Source organism: uncultured Bradyrhizobium sp. (genome assembly GCF_947648125.1).
In the GTDB taxonomy this organism is placed as follows: domain Bacteria; phylum Pseudomonadota; class Alphaproteobacteria; order Rhizobiales; family Xanthobacteraceae; genus Bradyrhizobium.
Genome location: NZ_CANSMR010000017.1, coordinates 1 through 15007 on the forward strand (window position 1 = coordinate 1; position 15007 = coordinate 15007).

The following is a 15007-nucleotide window of genomic DNA, read 5'->3' on the forward strand; positions in this document are numbered from 1 at the left end:
CCATCATCACCACCATCATCATCACAGCTTCTACCGTCGCGATTACTGAGCGATGGCGACCGATCGGCGGTACCACAACGGGGCCCGCGGGCCCCGTTGTTTTGTCAACGATGATGCTGCATCTCGCTCAATCGTTGCGCGCCTTCTCCTTTGCGGCGCGGTGCAGATGGCGATATGTGCCGTCGAACACCGTGTCCGATGACGACGTCCATTCCGTTCCGGCGGCCAGTTTGGGCCGATTGTTGTAGATGCGGCGCGCCTGCAATTCGCGTTCGGCAGCCTCCTCCTCGCCCATCTGCTCGAGCTGAAAGTTCGCTTCCTCGGGAATCACGATGATCTGGGCGAACGGCTCGTTCGGCCGGAAAATGTGAGTGCGCCCTTCCGCCGGCGCCTTGAACACCGTGAAGAACATCATCGGCCACCAATTGCGCACGAGCGCCGGAACGGCGATCGGCACGGAGTCGGTGCGATCGGTGTAGAAGCGCGGATGCGGTTCGGTACGGATCGCCATGCCCTTCTCGACCTTGAGATCGAGCAATATCTGGTAGGTGTAGAACGCGTCGCCGAAATTCCGGAAGGGTGGCCACTGCACGCCGCTGTCCGGCGGCTCGCCCCAATCCGCATCGAGGCGCAACTGGCCATCCTTCGTGGTGACGTGCAGCTCGAAATCATAGGGGTAGAACAGCTCGATGCCGTATTGCGCGCCCTCCGAGAACGGCACGCAATGCCAGACCTGCTCGCGCGAACCATCGCTGCGCGGCTCACGGTTGCCGGCCCAGCCCGGAATCTCGAGTTTGGTCCGCCGCGGCGCCAGGCGCGCGTCGTTCAGCCGATATTTGACCCTGTCCATACAATCCCCCTCGTGAGCCACAGTAACTCGAACGGGCACAGAACAGCCCGGTTCCCTTCATCGTGATCACGAACAGGGCCATAGCGCGGCTTTGTGGATTGACCCCAGCACGGCCTACACATATTAGAATTATTCTAATTCTAAATTGGGTAAAGAAGGCGTCGTCGTGAAGAATTTCGCCGATTTGACCGAGCGCGAGGTACTCGCGGTCGCGATTGCCTCCGAAGAGGAGGACAGCCGGATCTATATGTCCTTCGCCGAGGACCTCACCGAGCGCTATCCTGATACCGCAAAAATCTTCGAGGAGATGGCGGAGGAAGAGCGCGGCCATCGTCACCGGCTGCTCGAAACCTATGAGCAGCGCTTCGGCCCGCACCTGCCGCCGATCCGGCGCGAGGACGTCAAAGGCTTTCTGCGCCGGCGCCCGATCTGGCTGACCAAGAACCTGCCGCTCGACACCATCCGCAAGGAAGTCGAGACCATGGAATTGGAGGCCGAGCGCTTCTATGCCCGTGCCGCCGAAAGGGCCGACGATGTCGGCGTGCGCCGGCTGCTCGGCGATCTCGCCGAGGAGGAGAAGGGCCACGAGAAGCTCGCGGTCCGCCTGACCGGCGAGATCCTCAAGCCCGACGTGCGCGCGGAGGAAGACCGCACGCGGCGGCGGATGTTCGTGCTGCAATACGTGCAGCCGGGCCTCGCCGGACTGATGGACGGCTCGGTCTCGACCTTGGCGCCGCTGTTCGCCGCCGCCTTCGCCACCCATCACAATTGGCAGACGTTTCTCGTTGGCCTCGCCGCCTCGATCGGTGCCGGCATCAGCATGGGCTTTGCGGAGGCGCTGTCCGACGACGGCTCGCTGACCGGCCGCGGCTCGCCCTGGCTGCGCGGCATCACCTGCGGATTGATGACGACACTTGGCGGTCTCGGCCACACCATTCCCTATCTGGTGCCCGACGCCTGGCCGAACGCATTCTGGATCGCGACTGCGATCGCCGGGATCGTGGTGTTCTTCGAATTGTGGGCGATCGCCTTCATCCGCTCGCGCTACATGGACACGCCGTTCCTGCAGGCGGTGTTCCAGATCGTGCTCGGCGGCGCGATCGTGCTCGCGGTCGGCATATTGATCGGCGCGGCGTAGCGCGGAATCGAGGTATCTGATGTGCCGTCTCCGCAAACATCGCGTTCTGGCCGGCGCAGCATTGACCTTGCTGGGCGCGCTCGGATGCAGCGGTCGCGCGCAGGCGACCGACGAGATCCAGGTCTACAATGCCGGCATCGCGGCGGTCGGCCAGTTCACCATCCAGCAGCATCTCAACTATGTCGGCATCGGCCAGAAGGATCCGCCGTTCCCCGGCGGCTTTCCCTCCAACCACAGCCTCAACGGCACGCCGGAGTTTGCCTATGGCATGACGGACTGGTGGGAGCTCGGGCTCTATCTGCCGTTTGCCGTGCAGGACCGGCAATTCCTGTCCGACGCATTCAAGCTGCGCACGCTGTTCGTGTCGCCGAACGCCGACAAGCGCAATTTGTTCTACGGCATCAATTTCGAGCTGAGCTACCAGATGCCGAAATTCGCGCAGACCCGCTGGGGCCTCGAGATCCGGCCGATCATCGGCATGCGCAACGCGGACTATGAATTCATCGTCAATCCGATCGTCGACGTCGGCTTCGGCAAATATGGCGAGGCGGATTTCGCTCCCGCCGCGCGTGTGGCGCGGAAGCTGAAGGATAATGTGTATGTCGGCCTCGAATACTATGGCGATTTCGGCAAGATCGGCGCCTTCAGCCCGCTCGCCGAGCAGCAGCACACATTGTTCGCGGTGACCGACTTCAAGGTGGGCGATGTCGACATCGACTTCGGCGTCGGCTACGGCCTGACGCGGGCATCCGACCGGCTCGTGGTCAAGACCATCATCGGATACGCCTTCCCGGTGCCCGGGACCAAGGAGAGCAGCGAGCGCGCCAGCGCGAGCGGCCCCATCAATCCCATGGCACACCTGTCGGCGCGCAGCACGCCATATTAGGCGCGCGTCGGGTTCGTCGACATCAGGCAGAGCCCGATAATCACGATCGCGTTAGGCGATGTGTGACGTCAAAGGTTGCGCGAGCGCAATTGCGATCAAGCCGGTCTTGCCCGTCCGCTCCATTCTGCGCATGATCGCCGCCAAAATCAGGGAGCACGCCGTGGCCAAATCGCAATACAGTTTCAAGACCGCCGTCGAACTGTCGGATGCGCTACGCAACAAGCAGGTCTCCGCCGTCGAGCTCGCCGAAGACGCGATCGGCCGCATCGAGCGCCACGACGGCAAGATCAACGCGGTCTGCGTGCGCGATTTCGAGCGCGGCCTCGCTGCGGCCCGCGCTGCCGATGCCGCGATCGCGCGCGGCGAGCACAGGCCACTGCTCGGCATTCCCATGACGGTGAAGGAATCCTTCAACGTCGCGGGATTGCCGACCACCTGGGGCTTCCCGCCTCAAAAGGATTTTGTGCCGACTGAGGACGCGCTCTCGATCCAACGGGTAAAGGACGCCGGCGGCGTGATCCTCGGCAAGACCAACGTGCCGGTCGCCCTCGCCGACTGGCAGAGTTACAACGAGATCTACGGCACCACCAACAACCCCTACGACCTCGGCCGCACGCCGGGCGGCTCCTCCGGCGGGTCGTCGGCCGCGCTCGCCGCGGGCTACGGCGCATTGTCGCTCGGCTCCGACATCGGCGGCTCGCTGCGCGTGCCGGGATTCCACTGCGGCATCTATGCACACAAGCCGACCTTCGCGCTGCTGCCGTCGCGCGGCCACACCCCGCCGCCGCTGCCGCCGCTGCCGTTCGATCGCGATCTTTCCGTGATCGGCCCGATGGCGCGCGGCGCGGCCGACCTCGCCCTCGTGCTCGACGTGATGGCCGGCCCCGATCCGCTCGAAGCCGGCAAGGCCTACCGGCTGGACCTGCCGGCGGCGCGCCACAGCGTCTTGAAGGATTTCCGCATCCTCGTGATCGACAGCGATCCGCTGCTCCCGACCGACAAGGTGATCCGGGGAAGCATCGACAAGCTCGCGAGCAACCTCGACAAGGCCGGCGCGAAAGTGTCTCGCTCGAGCCCACTCTTGCCGGACTTCGCCGCGTCCTCGCGGCTTTATATGCGGATCCTGCTGTCGTTCCTCGCGGCGACCTTCCCGCCGGAGGTCTATGCCGGCGCCTGCGCGGCGGCGGCCGCGCTGCCGGCCAGCGACACCAGCCTGCAAGCCGAGCGGCTGCGCGGCATCGCGCTCAGCCATCGCGACTGGGTGATCGCCGACGGCGGCCGCGCACGGCTGCGCGCGCAATGGCGCGAGCTGTTCAAATCGTTCGACGCCGTGATCTGCCCGATCATGCCGACGCCGGCCTATCCGCACGACCATTCGCCCGACCAGGAGCAGCGGCGGGTTCTGATCGACGGTGAGCCGCACGTCTACACCGACCAGCTCGCCTGGCCCGGCATCGCGACCCTGCCCGGCCTGCCCTCGACCGCGATCCCGACCGGCTTTGCGCCCGACGGATTGCCGGTCGGCGTGCAGATCGTCGGCCCCTGGCTCGAGGACCGTACGCCACTCAAGCTCGCCGAGCTGATCGAGCGCGAGTTCGGCGGCTTCGTGCCGCCGAAGATGTTCGATGATTGATGCGAGTCCCACCGTCATTGCGAGCGAAGCGAAGCAATCCATATAGCAACGTGCGCGGAACGATGGATTGCTTCGTCGCTCCGCTCCTCGCAATGACGAGATGAGAAGCCGGGAGGAAACCAATGAGCAACGACCTCGATGAGCTGACAAAACTCAACAAGGACTACGTCGATTCCGTTCAGAACTGCGACGTCAAGCGTTTCGACGAAATCCTGGCGCAGGACTTCTACTGCACCAATCCCGACAAGAGCCTGGTCGACCGCGCCGCCTTCCTGAAGCAGACGGCGATCCCGGTGAAGATCAAGGGGTTGAAGGCCGAGGACGTCAAGATCCGCATCCTCGGCGATTTCGCCATCATCCACGCCCAGACCAGCTACACCAACGCCGACGGCCAACCTACGCACGGCCGCTACACCGATTGCTGGGCAAGGCAGAACGGCAAATGGCTCGCGGTGTCGGCGCACGTCGCGCGGTGAGCGAGGTGTCGTCCCGGCTCGCGCTTCGCTTGGCCGGGACGACGGGGCCTCAGCTGTCGAACATGATCACGCTGCGGAGGGTCTTGCCGGCTTTCATGTTGGCAAAGCCCTCGTTGATCTCGCTGAGCTTCAGCTTGGCCGAGATCCAGTCCTCGAGATGCAGCTTGCCGCGCATGTAGAAGTCGACGAGGCGCGGCATGTCGACGCGGAAATGGTTGGAGCCCATCGACGAACCCTGGATGCGGCGCTCGCGCAAAAAGTCAAAACCGTGCAGCTCGATCTTCTGGCCGAACGGGATCATGCCGACGATGGTCGCGGTGCCGCCGGCGGCCAGCATGGCGAAGGCCTGCTCGGCAGTCTCCTTGCGGCCGAGCACCTCGAAGGAATGATGCACGCCGCCGCCGGTGAGCTCGCGCACCTGCTGCACGACGTCGCCGCGCGCGGGATCGACGATGTCGGTGGCACCTAACTTGGTCGCGAGCTGCAGCTTCGCCGGATTGGTGTCGATCGCGATGATGCGGCCGGCGCCGGCGATCTGCGCGCCGTTGATCGCGGCCATGCCGACGCCGCCGCAACCGATCACAGCCACGGTCTCGCCGGCGGTCACCTTCGCGGTATTCACCACGGCGCCATAGCCGGTGATGACGCCGCAGCCGATCAGCGCGGCGAGATCGAGCGGCATCTCCTTCTTGATCTTCACGATGGCGTTCTCGTGGACCAACATCTGCTCGGCGAACGACGACAGATTGAGGAACTGGTTGAGCTTCTCCTTCCGGCCCCAGGACAGGCGGTTGGAGGCGCCGGGCAGCATCTTCACCGTGGTGTCGGTGCACAGCACGGTGCGCCCGGTGGTGCAATTGTCGCAGGTGCCGCAGAACACCGACAGACAGGTTACGACGTGATCGCCCGGCTTCACGTAATTGACGTCGGAGCCGACCTTCTCGACCACGCCGGCCGATTCATGGCCGAGCACGGCCGGCAGCGGATGCGGATAGAGGCCTTCCATGAAGTGCAGGTCGGAATGACAGAGGCCCGCGACCGCGGTACGGATCAGGACCTCACGCGGCCCCGGATTGGGCACGCTGACGTCCTCGATCACCAGCGGCTGATTGACTTCATGCAGGACGGCGGCCTTCATCGGGATCTCCCTTGGCGTTTCTGATTGTTTGAACGGTGCGCTCGCGCGGCAGACTACGCTGCTGATAGCAATTCGCCAACCTCGGCCATGCCGACGGCGCGATCGCCGAGCAGGTGCTCGGTCATCCTGCGCTGAACGGTATTTTCCGCTAGCCGGAACGGATCGCCCGGCATCACGCGGTGATCGATCACCATCCGCGACAGCAACAGCCGGCGCGCGTCACCGCGCATCTCATGAATGCGACCGCCCTCCCATGCCAGCGCCACCGCGCTCGCGACATGATAGAGCAGGCTGGTGGCGCGCCGCGCATCGCCCTCATTGTCGATGCGGCCTGCGACTTCGCGCGCAAACCCGATCGCACGATCGCTGAGATCACGCAGCCGGTTGCGCCAGGCTTGCGGCACATTCGGGCCGTCATCGAGCCGCGCATGCAGATCGGCGGCGAGCGCGTTGTCGGCGCCATGGCGTCCGACCGCGCGCTGCAGCGCATCGATCGCGACGATGTTGCCGGTGCCCTCCCAGATCGAACCGAGATGCGCATCGCGCAGCAGCCGCGGCGTGACGAATTCCTCGATGTAGCCGATGCCGCCGCGCATCTCCATCGCGTCGCCGCAGACCTTGCGGGCGTCACGGGTGGCGCGGAATTTCAGGGTCGGCGTCAGGATGCGGAGCAGCGCCGCGGCATCCTGGCTGCCGGCCTCGGCGCGGTCGAGCGCATCGGCGGTCAGGAAGCTCATCGACAGCGCCTGCTCGGTCGGCAGCATGATCTTCATCAGCTGACGCCGCGCCAGCGGCAGATCGATGATGCGTTGGCCAAACACCACGCGGCCCCTCGCGACGGTGATCGCGTCGTGCCAGGCGCGGCGCATCAGCGCGGTCGACTTCACGCCGTTGGAGAGCCGCGACGAATTCACCATTTCGGCCATCTGCACGAAGCCGCGGTCGAGCTTGCCGACGGCATAAGCGATCGCACCGTCGAACTTGATCTCGCCCGAGGCCATCGAGCGGGTGCCGAGCTTGTCCTTCAAACGCACGATCCGGTAATGGTTCTGCGAGCCGTCGTCGAGGAAGCGCGGCATCAGGAACAGGCCGACGCCTTTAGTGCCCGGCCCTGCGCCCTCGGGGCGCGCCAGCAGCATCACCACCTTGGCGTCGGCATTCGAGCAGAACCACTTCTCGCCATAGAGCCGCCAGTGGTCGCCCTCCTGCACCGCGCGCGTGGTCAGCGTGCCGACGTCGGAGCCGCCCTCCTTCTCGGTCATGAACTGGCCGCCCTGCGTCAGTCTGCTCATGTCGGTCTGGGTCAGGCCGTCGAGATATTTCGCCTTCAGTGCCTCGCTGCCGAAATTCGCCAGCAGTTTTGCGCAGCCATCGGTGACGTTGATCGGGCAGCCCATGCCGAATTCAGTCTGGTTGAACAGGAAGGTGAAGGCGTGCTTGGCCACCACAGGATATTTGTCGGGCCAGCCCATGATGCCCTTGCGGATCGACAGTGCGTGGATGCCGAACTCGCCGAACGCGGCCTTCTCGATCTCGCGATAGGCCGGATGATATTCGATTGTTTGCACGTCGCGGCCGAACTTGTCGCGCTGGTGCAGCACCGGCGTATGCCGGTCGGCAAGCCGCGCGCATTCGTCGAGATAGCCGCCGGCCAATCCACCGAGCCGGTCGAGATGCGGCTCGATGTGGCGGAACAACGCCTCGGGCAGATGCAGTTTCAGAAGATCGGTCAGCGCCGGATCGGCCCGGTAGAAATTCATTCCCGTCGTATCGGGCGCCAACAGGCCCGGCTGGCTGGCGGACGACGTTTTCGGATCCTGTTTGTGCGGCTGCATTGAATTCCCGGCTTCGGTGCTCATTTGTTTGGGCACGACTATCCTCCTCCGGCCGAGCAAAGGAAAGCCCAATGGATATTCCAAAATACAAGATCGCCCTGATCGTCGGCGCCGGCGAAGGCCTCAGCGCCTCACTGACACGGCTATTTTCGCGCGAGGGAATTCGCGTCGCGCTGGGCGCCCGCAGCATCGAGAAACTTGGTGCGTTATGCAACGAGACCGGCGCGCGCGCCTATGCCTGCGATGCCACCAAGGCCGAAGATGTCGCGCGTTTGTTCGGCCTGGTCGAACGCGAGATCGGAACACCCGACCTCGTGGTCTATAACGCCTCTGGCCGCAGCCGCGGTCCGTTCGTTGAACTCGTCCCTTCCGAGGTCCAGCAGGCGATCGCGGTCTCGGCGTTCGGCGGTTTCCTGGTGGCACAGGAAGCAGCGAAGCGCATGCTGCCCAACAAGAAAGGCGCGATCCTGTTCACCGGCGCCTCCGCCAGCGTCAAGGGCTATGCGCAATCGGCGCCGTTCGCGATGGGCAAGTTCGCATTGCGTGGACTGGCGCAGAGCATGGCGCGCGAATTGTCACCGCAGGGCATCCATGTCGCGCATTTCGTGATCGACGGCGGCATCCGCAGCGCCGCGCGCACTGAGCCCGCCGACCGCCCGGATTCGATGCTCGATCCCGACGCGATCGCGTTGAGCTACTGGAACGTGCTGCAACAGCCGCGCAGCGCCTGGACTTGGGAGCTGGAATTGCGGCCCTGGGTTGAGAAGTTTTGAGATGACGGAGATCATGCAAGCAGCGTAACGTCGGCGACAACCATCCGCCGCATCCGTCATTGCGAGCGGAGCGAAGCAATCCATGCCACCACGAGCGGCGAAATGGATTGCTTCGGCGCTTCGCGCCTCGCTATGACGGCAACGATTGGCTTGGAGAGGAACCATGACCGCTGAAATCAAGATCGAGACTGGCACCGACGAACTGCTCTGCGTGATCCGCGACCGCGTCGCCGTCATCACGCTGAACCGCCCCGATGCCCGCAACTCGCTGTCGGACACGCTGACGCCGGCGCTGCGCACGATGATCCGGACCTGCGGCGAAAACCCCGAGGTCGGCGTGCTGCTCGTCACCGGCGCCGGCAAGGCGTTCTGCGCCGGCGGCAACGTCAAGGGCATGGGCGCCAATCGCGACCCGAAGAAGCTCGAAATGTCCTATGAGGACAAGGTCGCCGACCTGCAGGAGCGCCAGCGCCTGCTGACCGGCGCGCTGGCCTCGGTGCGCAAGCCGACCATTGCCGCGCTGCCCGGCCCGGCGGTCGGCGCGGGCCTCGCGATCGCGATGGCCTGCGACATCCGGATCGCGGCGCAATCCGCCTTCATCTCGACCGGTTATCTGCGCGTGGCGCTGAGCGGCGACTACGGCATGGCTTGGCTATTGACGCGCCTGGTCGGCACCTCGCGCGCCCGCGAATTGATGTTCACCTCCGAGAAGGTCGATGCCACGAGGTGCGAGCAGATCGGTCTCGTCAACCGCGTGGTGCCGGACGAAACGTTGCAGGACGAAGCATTCGCCCTGGCGAAGTCGATGGCCGAAGGCCCGACGCTCGCGCTGCGCTACATGAAGGACAATCTCGACGAGGCGCTGCAATTCGACTTCGCCACCGCGCGCGACCACGAGGCCGAGCGGCTGATCCGCCTGACCACAACGGCGGATCACAAGGAGGCGGTGCAGGCCTTCATCGAGAAGCGCAAGCCGGTATTTCGGGGTAATTGAGCGCGTAGCGCCCTTCAAGTCACCTCTCCCCTTGTGGGAGAGGTCGGATTGCATCGGAAGATGCAATCCGGGTGAGGGGTTCAGGTCTCTCCGTGAGGGCGAGTCTGCCGAAAGACCGCACCCCTCACCCGCACCGCATTCCGCTTCGCTGCATGCGCTGCGGCCCCTCCCACAGGGGGAGAGGCGAAGCAAGCGCGTAGCCCGGATGAAGAATCAAAAAGAAAAGGGCCCGGTTCTGGAGGGGCCAGAACCGGGCCTAGTCAGTCAAACCGCAAGCGAGGACATCGTGGCCAAGCGGGAAGTGGCGGCGAGCCGCCAGCTGGCACAGGGAATGTCTTGTGGTTCGACGTGGATCTCCTTCGCAAAGCGCACCAGCTTCCAGTCACCGGGGCTTTGGGTAAAGGCGTAATCGGACTTGCGGGCGAGCCCGATCATCGCCGCATTGGAGCGCAGCGTGTCGCCGAAGATGCGCTCGGCTCCGAAGGACGCCGCGCGGCATTCGAGATTCTTCAACAGCGCCTTGCCAATGCCGTGGCCCTGCCACCGGTCATCGATCGACAGGCCGAACTCAACGCTCGACGTATCGGCATGGAAGGCATAGCGGGCTTCGCCGACGATGGTCTCAAAACCATCGACCACCATCGTCGCGACCACCGTGAACCGGTCTGCCTCGCCGACGTGAATAAAACGCTCGAGCTCCATCTTTGGCAGCTCGCTTAGTGCACCCAGGAAGCGGTTGTAACGGGACCCGGCGGAGAGCGAGCGGATGTAATTCTGCAGCTCTTCGCGATCGCGCGGCTCGACGAAGCGCACCTTGATCTCGCTGCCGTTCCTGGCGCGCAGCACATCAGAGTGTTGCTTGAGATCGTCGAGATGCAGCGCAGTCATGACACGCTCCTCGGGGTGAAGGAATTAGCCGGCGCCCCTCGATCGAGGCTGCGCCGGCGATGGCGGCCCATTAGGCCCGCCAGAATGGCTTGTCGGTCTCGAAAACGATGTCGCTGCGGGACATGCCGATGTCGTGCAGGTCGCGCTCGGTCCACTGCGACAACTCGCGGCGGCGCTCATAGCGATCCCACCAGACATGCAGGGTATCGCTGACCTGGTTCAGCAACCCAGGCGTATGATGATTTGTCATCGATTCATGGGTGAAAATGGACATTTACGGCTCCTATCGGTAACCTGTTGACGGTAATATCGGAGCTATTCGGCCCGTTCACAAACGACACTTTGTACCGCTTCGCATGAATTAAAGTCATGCATCGGAGATTACCCTGACATGACCAGCCGCCTGCCTTCGCTGAACGGCCTCAGGGCATTCGAGGCCGCCGCGCGGCACATGAGCTTCACGGTCGCAGCGTCCGAATTGAACGTGACGCAGACCGCGATCAGCCATCAGATCCGGCGCCTCGAGGAAGAGCTCGGCGTTCGTCTGTTCGTCCGCCAGAACCGCTCGTTGAGCCTGACGCCGGAGGCCGCCGAATACCTTCCCGGCGTCCGCGCCGCCTTCAACGACCTCAGGCTCGCGACCGATCGCCTGCTGCGTCGCGACGATGGTCACGTGCTCACCGTCTCGACGCTGGCATCGCTCGCCGCCAAATGGCTGCTGCCGCGACTGTCGGCGTTCCAGGAGGCGCATTCCGGCATCGATGTCCGCATCACCACCTCGACCAGCCTGGTCGACTTCCAGCGCGACAAGGTCGACGCGGCGATCCGCTATGGCCGCGGACAATGGGCCGGCCTGCGCGCGGACTGGCTGATGGCGGACGAGCTGTTTCCGGTGTGCAGTCCCTCGCTGCTGGATGGAACCAGGCCGCTGAAATGCCCTGAAGACCTCAGGGACCATGTGCTGCTGCACACCAGCAACGCCAACAGCGACGATTGGCGGCTGTGGCTGACCGCAGCCGGACTGCCGACCGACATCTCCAAGCAGCCGGGCGTGACCTTCGACCTGCTGTTCGTAACGATCCAGGCCGCGATCGACGGCATCGGCATTGCGATGGGCCGTACCTCCTATGTGCAGGACGATATCGCCAAGGGCCGGCTCGTGGTTCCGTTCAAGATTGCATTGCCGGCCGACGCCGGCTTCTATCTGGTCACGCCGCAGGGACGCGTCGATTCTCCGAAGCTCTCTGCATTCCGCTCCTGGCTCGGCGCCGCGGCGCATACGACGCCTTGATGCGGCGCACGCAGCAGCGCAAGAGCTTCTTGTTTTGACGCGTTTTCTTTACGCGACCGGTGCCCACTTCGCTCAAAAACGCTCCGGAGAATTCCACCTACGGCTTTTTTCCGATAGCGGCGGCGCGATTTCGGGTTGGTCGCGCCGGACAGCCGTGCCAAATTGCCGCATATGGCAGTTAACTGCCTTGGCCGGCGAGACAATTTGCGCCGGCCGTTTTGTCACGGGGAGGAAAGGGCGTTATGTCGCAGTCGAGTTCATCGCAAGTCCCGCAAATCAAATCGCGTCTCGGCGCCATCCTCCGCGCGACCAGCGGCAATTTCCTCGAGCAATTCGATTTCTTCCTGTTCGGCTTTTATGCGCAGGACATCGCGAAGGCGTTCTTCCCCGCCCAGAATGAGACCGCGGCGCTGCTCAATGCATATGGCGTGTTCTGGCTTGGCGCGCTGATGCGTCCCGTGGGCGCGGTCGTGCTCGGCTCCTACATCGATCGCATCGGCCGCCGCCAGGGCCTGATCGTGACGCTCGCGCTGATGGCGCTGGGTACCGTCGTGATCGCCTTCTGCCCGTCCTATGCATCGATCGGCATTGCCGCAACGATCATCGTGCTGATTGGCCGGCTGATCCAGGGCTTCTCCGCCGGCGTCGAACTGGGCGGCGTCTCCGTTTATCTTTCCGAGATCGCAACACCCGGCAATCGGGGATTCTACACCTCGTTTCAATCCTCCAGTCAGCAGGTCGCCATCTTCGTCGCGGCCGTCATCGGCTTCGTCCTGAGAGAGGTGATTCCGGGCGACACCTTCCTCGATGCGATCGGCGGCGTCGCCAAATGGCGCATCCCGTTCTTCATTGGATGCCTCATCATTCCCGTGATTTTCATGTTGCGGCGTTCGCTTGAGGAAACACCGGCCTTCCTGGCCATGAAGAAGCATCCGACGCCAAGCGAAGTGTTTGCCTCGGCGATCGAGAACTGGCGCATCGTCATCCTGGGCATGATGATCGCGGTCCTGACCACCACGACGTTCTATTTCATCACGGTGTATGCGCCCGGCTTCGGCAAGGAGCTGCACCTTTCGGCCTCCGGGACGCTGCTGGTGACCCTGCTCGTTGCGGTGACGAATTTCATCTGGAATCCGGTCGGCGGCGCGCTGTCCGACCGGATCGGCCGCAAGCCGGTGCTGATCGCCATCGCGAGCCTGTCGTTCGTGACCGCCTACCCGGCGCTGTCGTGGCTTGCGCATGAGCCCACGCTCGGGAAGCTGCTCGCCGTGCAGATGATGTTCTCGTTCTACTTCGGCGTCTACAGCGGCACGATGCTGGGATGCCTGGTCGAGATCGTACCGGCGCATGTCCGCACCACCTGCTTCTCGATCGCGTTCGCGTTGGCGGCGGGCATATTCGGCACGTCGACTCCCTTCGTCGCGACCAAGCTGATCGCCATGACCGGCCAGGACAAGGCCTCGCCGGCCTACTGGCTGATGTTCGGCGCTGTTCTCGGCATCATCGCCGCGCTGATCGTCTATCGTGGCGGCCAGACCATCGAGCAGCGCGAGACGGTTGCTGCGTGACTCTCCGCATGCAATTGGGGCAGACTCTTTGATTTGAACATGATCTTTCGGAAAACCGCTACACACTTTTCCGGATCATGCTCATTCGCCTGCCCCAGTTGCTTTCCATGCCAACCACGATAACAAGAACGCATGGTTGATCTGACGCGCAGGTTCGACGTGCTGGTGATCGGCGGCGGCAACGCCGCCCTTTGCGCTGCGATCAGCGCACGGCGCGCCGGCGCATCCGTGCTGGTGCTGGAGGGCGCTCCGAAATTCTACCGCGGCGGCAACACCCGCCACACCCGCAACATGCGCTGCGCCCATGACGCGGCGACCGAGATCCTCACCGGTCCCTACACCGAGGAGGAGTTCTGGAAGGATTTGCTGCTGGTGACCGGCGGCCAGACCGACGAAGAACTGGCCCGCTTCATGATCCACGAGTCCAAGGACATCCTGAACTGGATCGTCGAACAGGGCGTGCGCTGGCAGCCCTCGCTCGGCGGCACGCTCAGCCTTGGCCGCACCAACTCGTTCTTCCTCGGCGGCGGCCGCGCGATGCTGAACGCGCTCTATCGCACCGCCGAGGAGCTCGGCGTCGACGTCCTCTACGATGCCGAGGTGATCGATCTCAAGATCGAGGACGGCATGTTCCTCTCAGCCGCGCTGAAGCAGCCGGTCGGCGGCAAGACCGAGGTGCGTGCCTCGACGCTGGTCGCGGCGGCCGGCGGCTTCGAGGCCAATATCGAGTGGCTGAAGCAATATTGGGGCGAGGCCGCCGACAATTTCCTGATCCGCGGCACGCCCTATAACCGCGGCGCGATCCTGAAGATGCTGCTCGCGAAGGGCGTGCAGGAAATCGGCGATCCCACCCAGTGCCACGCGGTGGCGATCGATGCCCGTGCGCCGAAATTCGACGGCGGCATCATCACCCGCCACGACTCGGTGGTGTTCGGCATCGTCGTCAACAAGCATGCCGAGCGCTTCTACGACGAAGGCGAGGACATCTGGCCGAAGCGCTATGCGATCTGGGGCCGCCTGGTCGCAGCACAGCCGGACCAGATCGCCTACATCATCTTCGACTCGACCGTCGTGACGAGCTTCATGCCGACGCTGTTCCCGCCGATCGCAGGCGCGACGATCGCCGAGCTCGCCGGCAAGCTCGAGCTCGATGCGTCAGCGTTGGAAAAGACCATCACCGACTTCAACGCCGCGGTGCAGCCCGGCACGTTCGATCACACCATCCTCGACGACTGCGCTACCCAAGGCATCACGCCGGCGAAGACGCATTGGGCGCGCAGGATCGCGACGCCGCCCTACCTTGCCTATCCGGTGCGGCCCGGCATCACCTTCACCTATCTCGGCACCCGCGTGAACAAGCAGTCGCGGATGCTGATGAAGGACGGCAAGCCGTCCGCCAACATGTTCGCGGCCGGCGAGATCATGGCCGGCAACGTGCTCGGCAAGGGCTACGCCGCCGGCATCGGCATGACCATCGGCAGCGTGTTCGGCCGCGTCGCCGGGCGGGAAGCGGCGAAGAATGCGCGGAATTGACGCG

The 15007-nt window shown here is 64.1% G+C and carries 14 protein-coding genes; 9 read left to right on the top strand and 5 right to left on the bottom strand.

The window, feature by feature from the left end; all coding sequences use genetic code 11:
* Window positions 1-127: 127 nt before the first annotated feature.
* A complete protein-coding gene (locus tag Q0030_RS26150; RefSeq protein ID WP_298373463.1) occupies window positions 128-850 on the bottom strand; it encodes a hypothetical protein in 723 nt (240 codons plus the stop codon).
* A gap of 166 nt (window positions 851-1016) precedes the next feature.
* On the opposite strand from Q0030_RS26150, the gene mbfA reads away from it, so the two are divergent.
* The 4 genes from mbfA (at window position 1017) to Q0030_RS26170 (ending at window position 4983) form a co-directional block, all read left to right on the top strand.
* Window positions 1017-1988, top strand: a complete 972-nt coding sequence (mbfA, locus tag Q0030_RS26155; RefSeq protein ID WP_298373464.1) for an iron exporter MbfA — start codon at window positions 1017-1019, stop codon at window positions 1986-1988.
* 19 nt (window positions 1989-2007) lie between these two features.
* A complete protein-coding gene (locus Q0030_RS26160) occupies window positions 2008-2874 on the top strand; it encodes a hypothetical protein (RefSeq protein ID WP_298373466.1) in 867 nt (288 codons plus the stop codon).
* A gap of 160 nt (window positions 2875-3034) precedes the next feature.
* The gene (locus tag Q0030_RS26165) at window positions 3035-4507 is read left to right on the top strand and encodes an amidase (protein WP_298373469.1); all 1473 of its coding nucleotides are present in this window, start codon (window positions 3035-3037) and stop codon (window positions 4505-4507) included.
* A 122-nt stretch (window positions 4508-4629) separates the two neighbouring features.
* Window positions 4630-4983: a nuclear transport factor 2 family protein gene (locus Q0030_RS26170; protein ID WP_298373471.1), complete on the top strand. Its 354-nt coding sequence runs from the start codon at window positions 4630-4632 to the stop codon at window positions 4981-4983.
* 49 nt (window positions 4984-5032) lie between these two features.
* Here the strand turns inward: Q0030_RS26170 and Q0030_RS26175 are convergent, their stop codons facing one another.
* Both Q0030_RS26175 and Q0030_RS26180 read right to left on the bottom strand, forming a co-directional pair.
* The gene (locus tag Q0030_RS26175) at window positions 5033-6121 is read right to left on the bottom strand and encodes a Zn-dependent alcohol dehydrogenase (protein ID WP_092119616.1); all 1089 of its coding nucleotides are present in this window, start codon (window positions 6119-6121) and stop codon (window positions 5033-5035) included.
* Between the two features lie 53 nt (window positions 6122-6174).
* Window positions 6175-7956, bottom strand: coding sequence for an acyl-CoA dehydrogenase family protein (locus tag Q0030_RS26180; protein WP_298373477.1), 1782 nt, complete (start codon window positions 7954-7956; stop codon window positions 6175-6177).
* Window positions 7957-8027: 71 nt separating this feature from the next.
* On the opposite strand from Q0030_RS26180, the gene Q0030_RS26185 reads away from it, so the two are divergent.
* The gene (locus tag Q0030_RS26185) at window positions 8028-8729 is read left to right on the top strand and encodes an SDR family NAD(P)-dependent oxidoreductase (protein ID WP_298373480.1); all 702 of its coding nucleotides are present in this window, start codon (window positions 8028-8030) and stop codon (window positions 8727-8729) included.
* A 163-nt stretch (window positions 8730-8892) separates the two neighbouring features.
* Window positions 8893-9723 carry an enoyl-CoA hydratase gene (locus Q0030_RS26190; RefSeq protein WP_298373482.1) on the top strand — a complete coding sequence of 277 codons (831 nt, stop codon included), beginning with the start codon at window positions 8893-8895 and terminating at the stop codon, window positions 9721-9723.
* Window positions 9724-9987: 264 nt separating this feature from the next.
* Here the strand turns inward: Q0030_RS26190 and Q0030_RS26195 are convergent, their stop codons facing one another.
* Together Q0030_RS26195 and Q0030_RS26200 are read right to left on the bottom strand one after the other, a co-directional pair.
* The gene (locus Q0030_RS26195; RefSeq protein WP_298373483.1) at window positions 9988-10611 is read right to left on the bottom strand and encodes a GNAT family N-acetyltransferase; all 624 of its coding nucleotides are present in this window, start codon (window positions 10609-10611) and stop codon (window positions 9988-9990) included.
* 70 nt (window positions 10612-10681) lie between these two features.
* A complete protein-coding gene (locus Q0030_RS26200) occupies window positions 10682-10885 on the bottom strand; it encodes a DUF1127 domain-containing protein (RefSeq protein WP_298373485.1) in 204 nt (67 codons plus the stop codon).
* Window positions 10886-11002: 117 nt separating this feature from the next.
* Here Q0030_RS26200 and Q0030_RS26205 point away from each other — a divergent pair, with 117 nt between their 5' ends.
* The 3 genes from Q0030_RS26205 (at window position 11003) to tcuA (ending at window position 15003) form a co-directional block, all read left to right on the top strand.
* Complete coding sequence (locus Q0030_RS26205; protein WP_298373487.1) at window positions 11003-11902, top strand: transcriptional regulator GcvA; 900 nt, start codon at window positions 11003-11005, stop codon at window positions 11900-11902.
* A gap of 242 nt (window positions 11903-12144) precedes the next feature.
* Window positions 12145-13470 (top strand): MFS transporter, encoded by a 1326-nt coding sequence (locus Q0030_RS26210; RefSeq protein ID WP_298373490.1) that lies wholly within the window; start codon window positions 12145-12147, stop codon window positions 13468-13470.
* 141 nt (window positions 13471-13611) lie between these two features.
* Entirely contained in the window at window positions 13612-15003 is a 1392-nt protein-coding gene (tcuA, locus tag Q0030_RS26215) for an FAD-dependent tricarballylate dehydrogenase TcuA (RefSeq protein WP_298373903.1), read from the top strand.
* The last annotated feature ends 4 nt before the right edge of the window (window positions 15004-15007 follow it).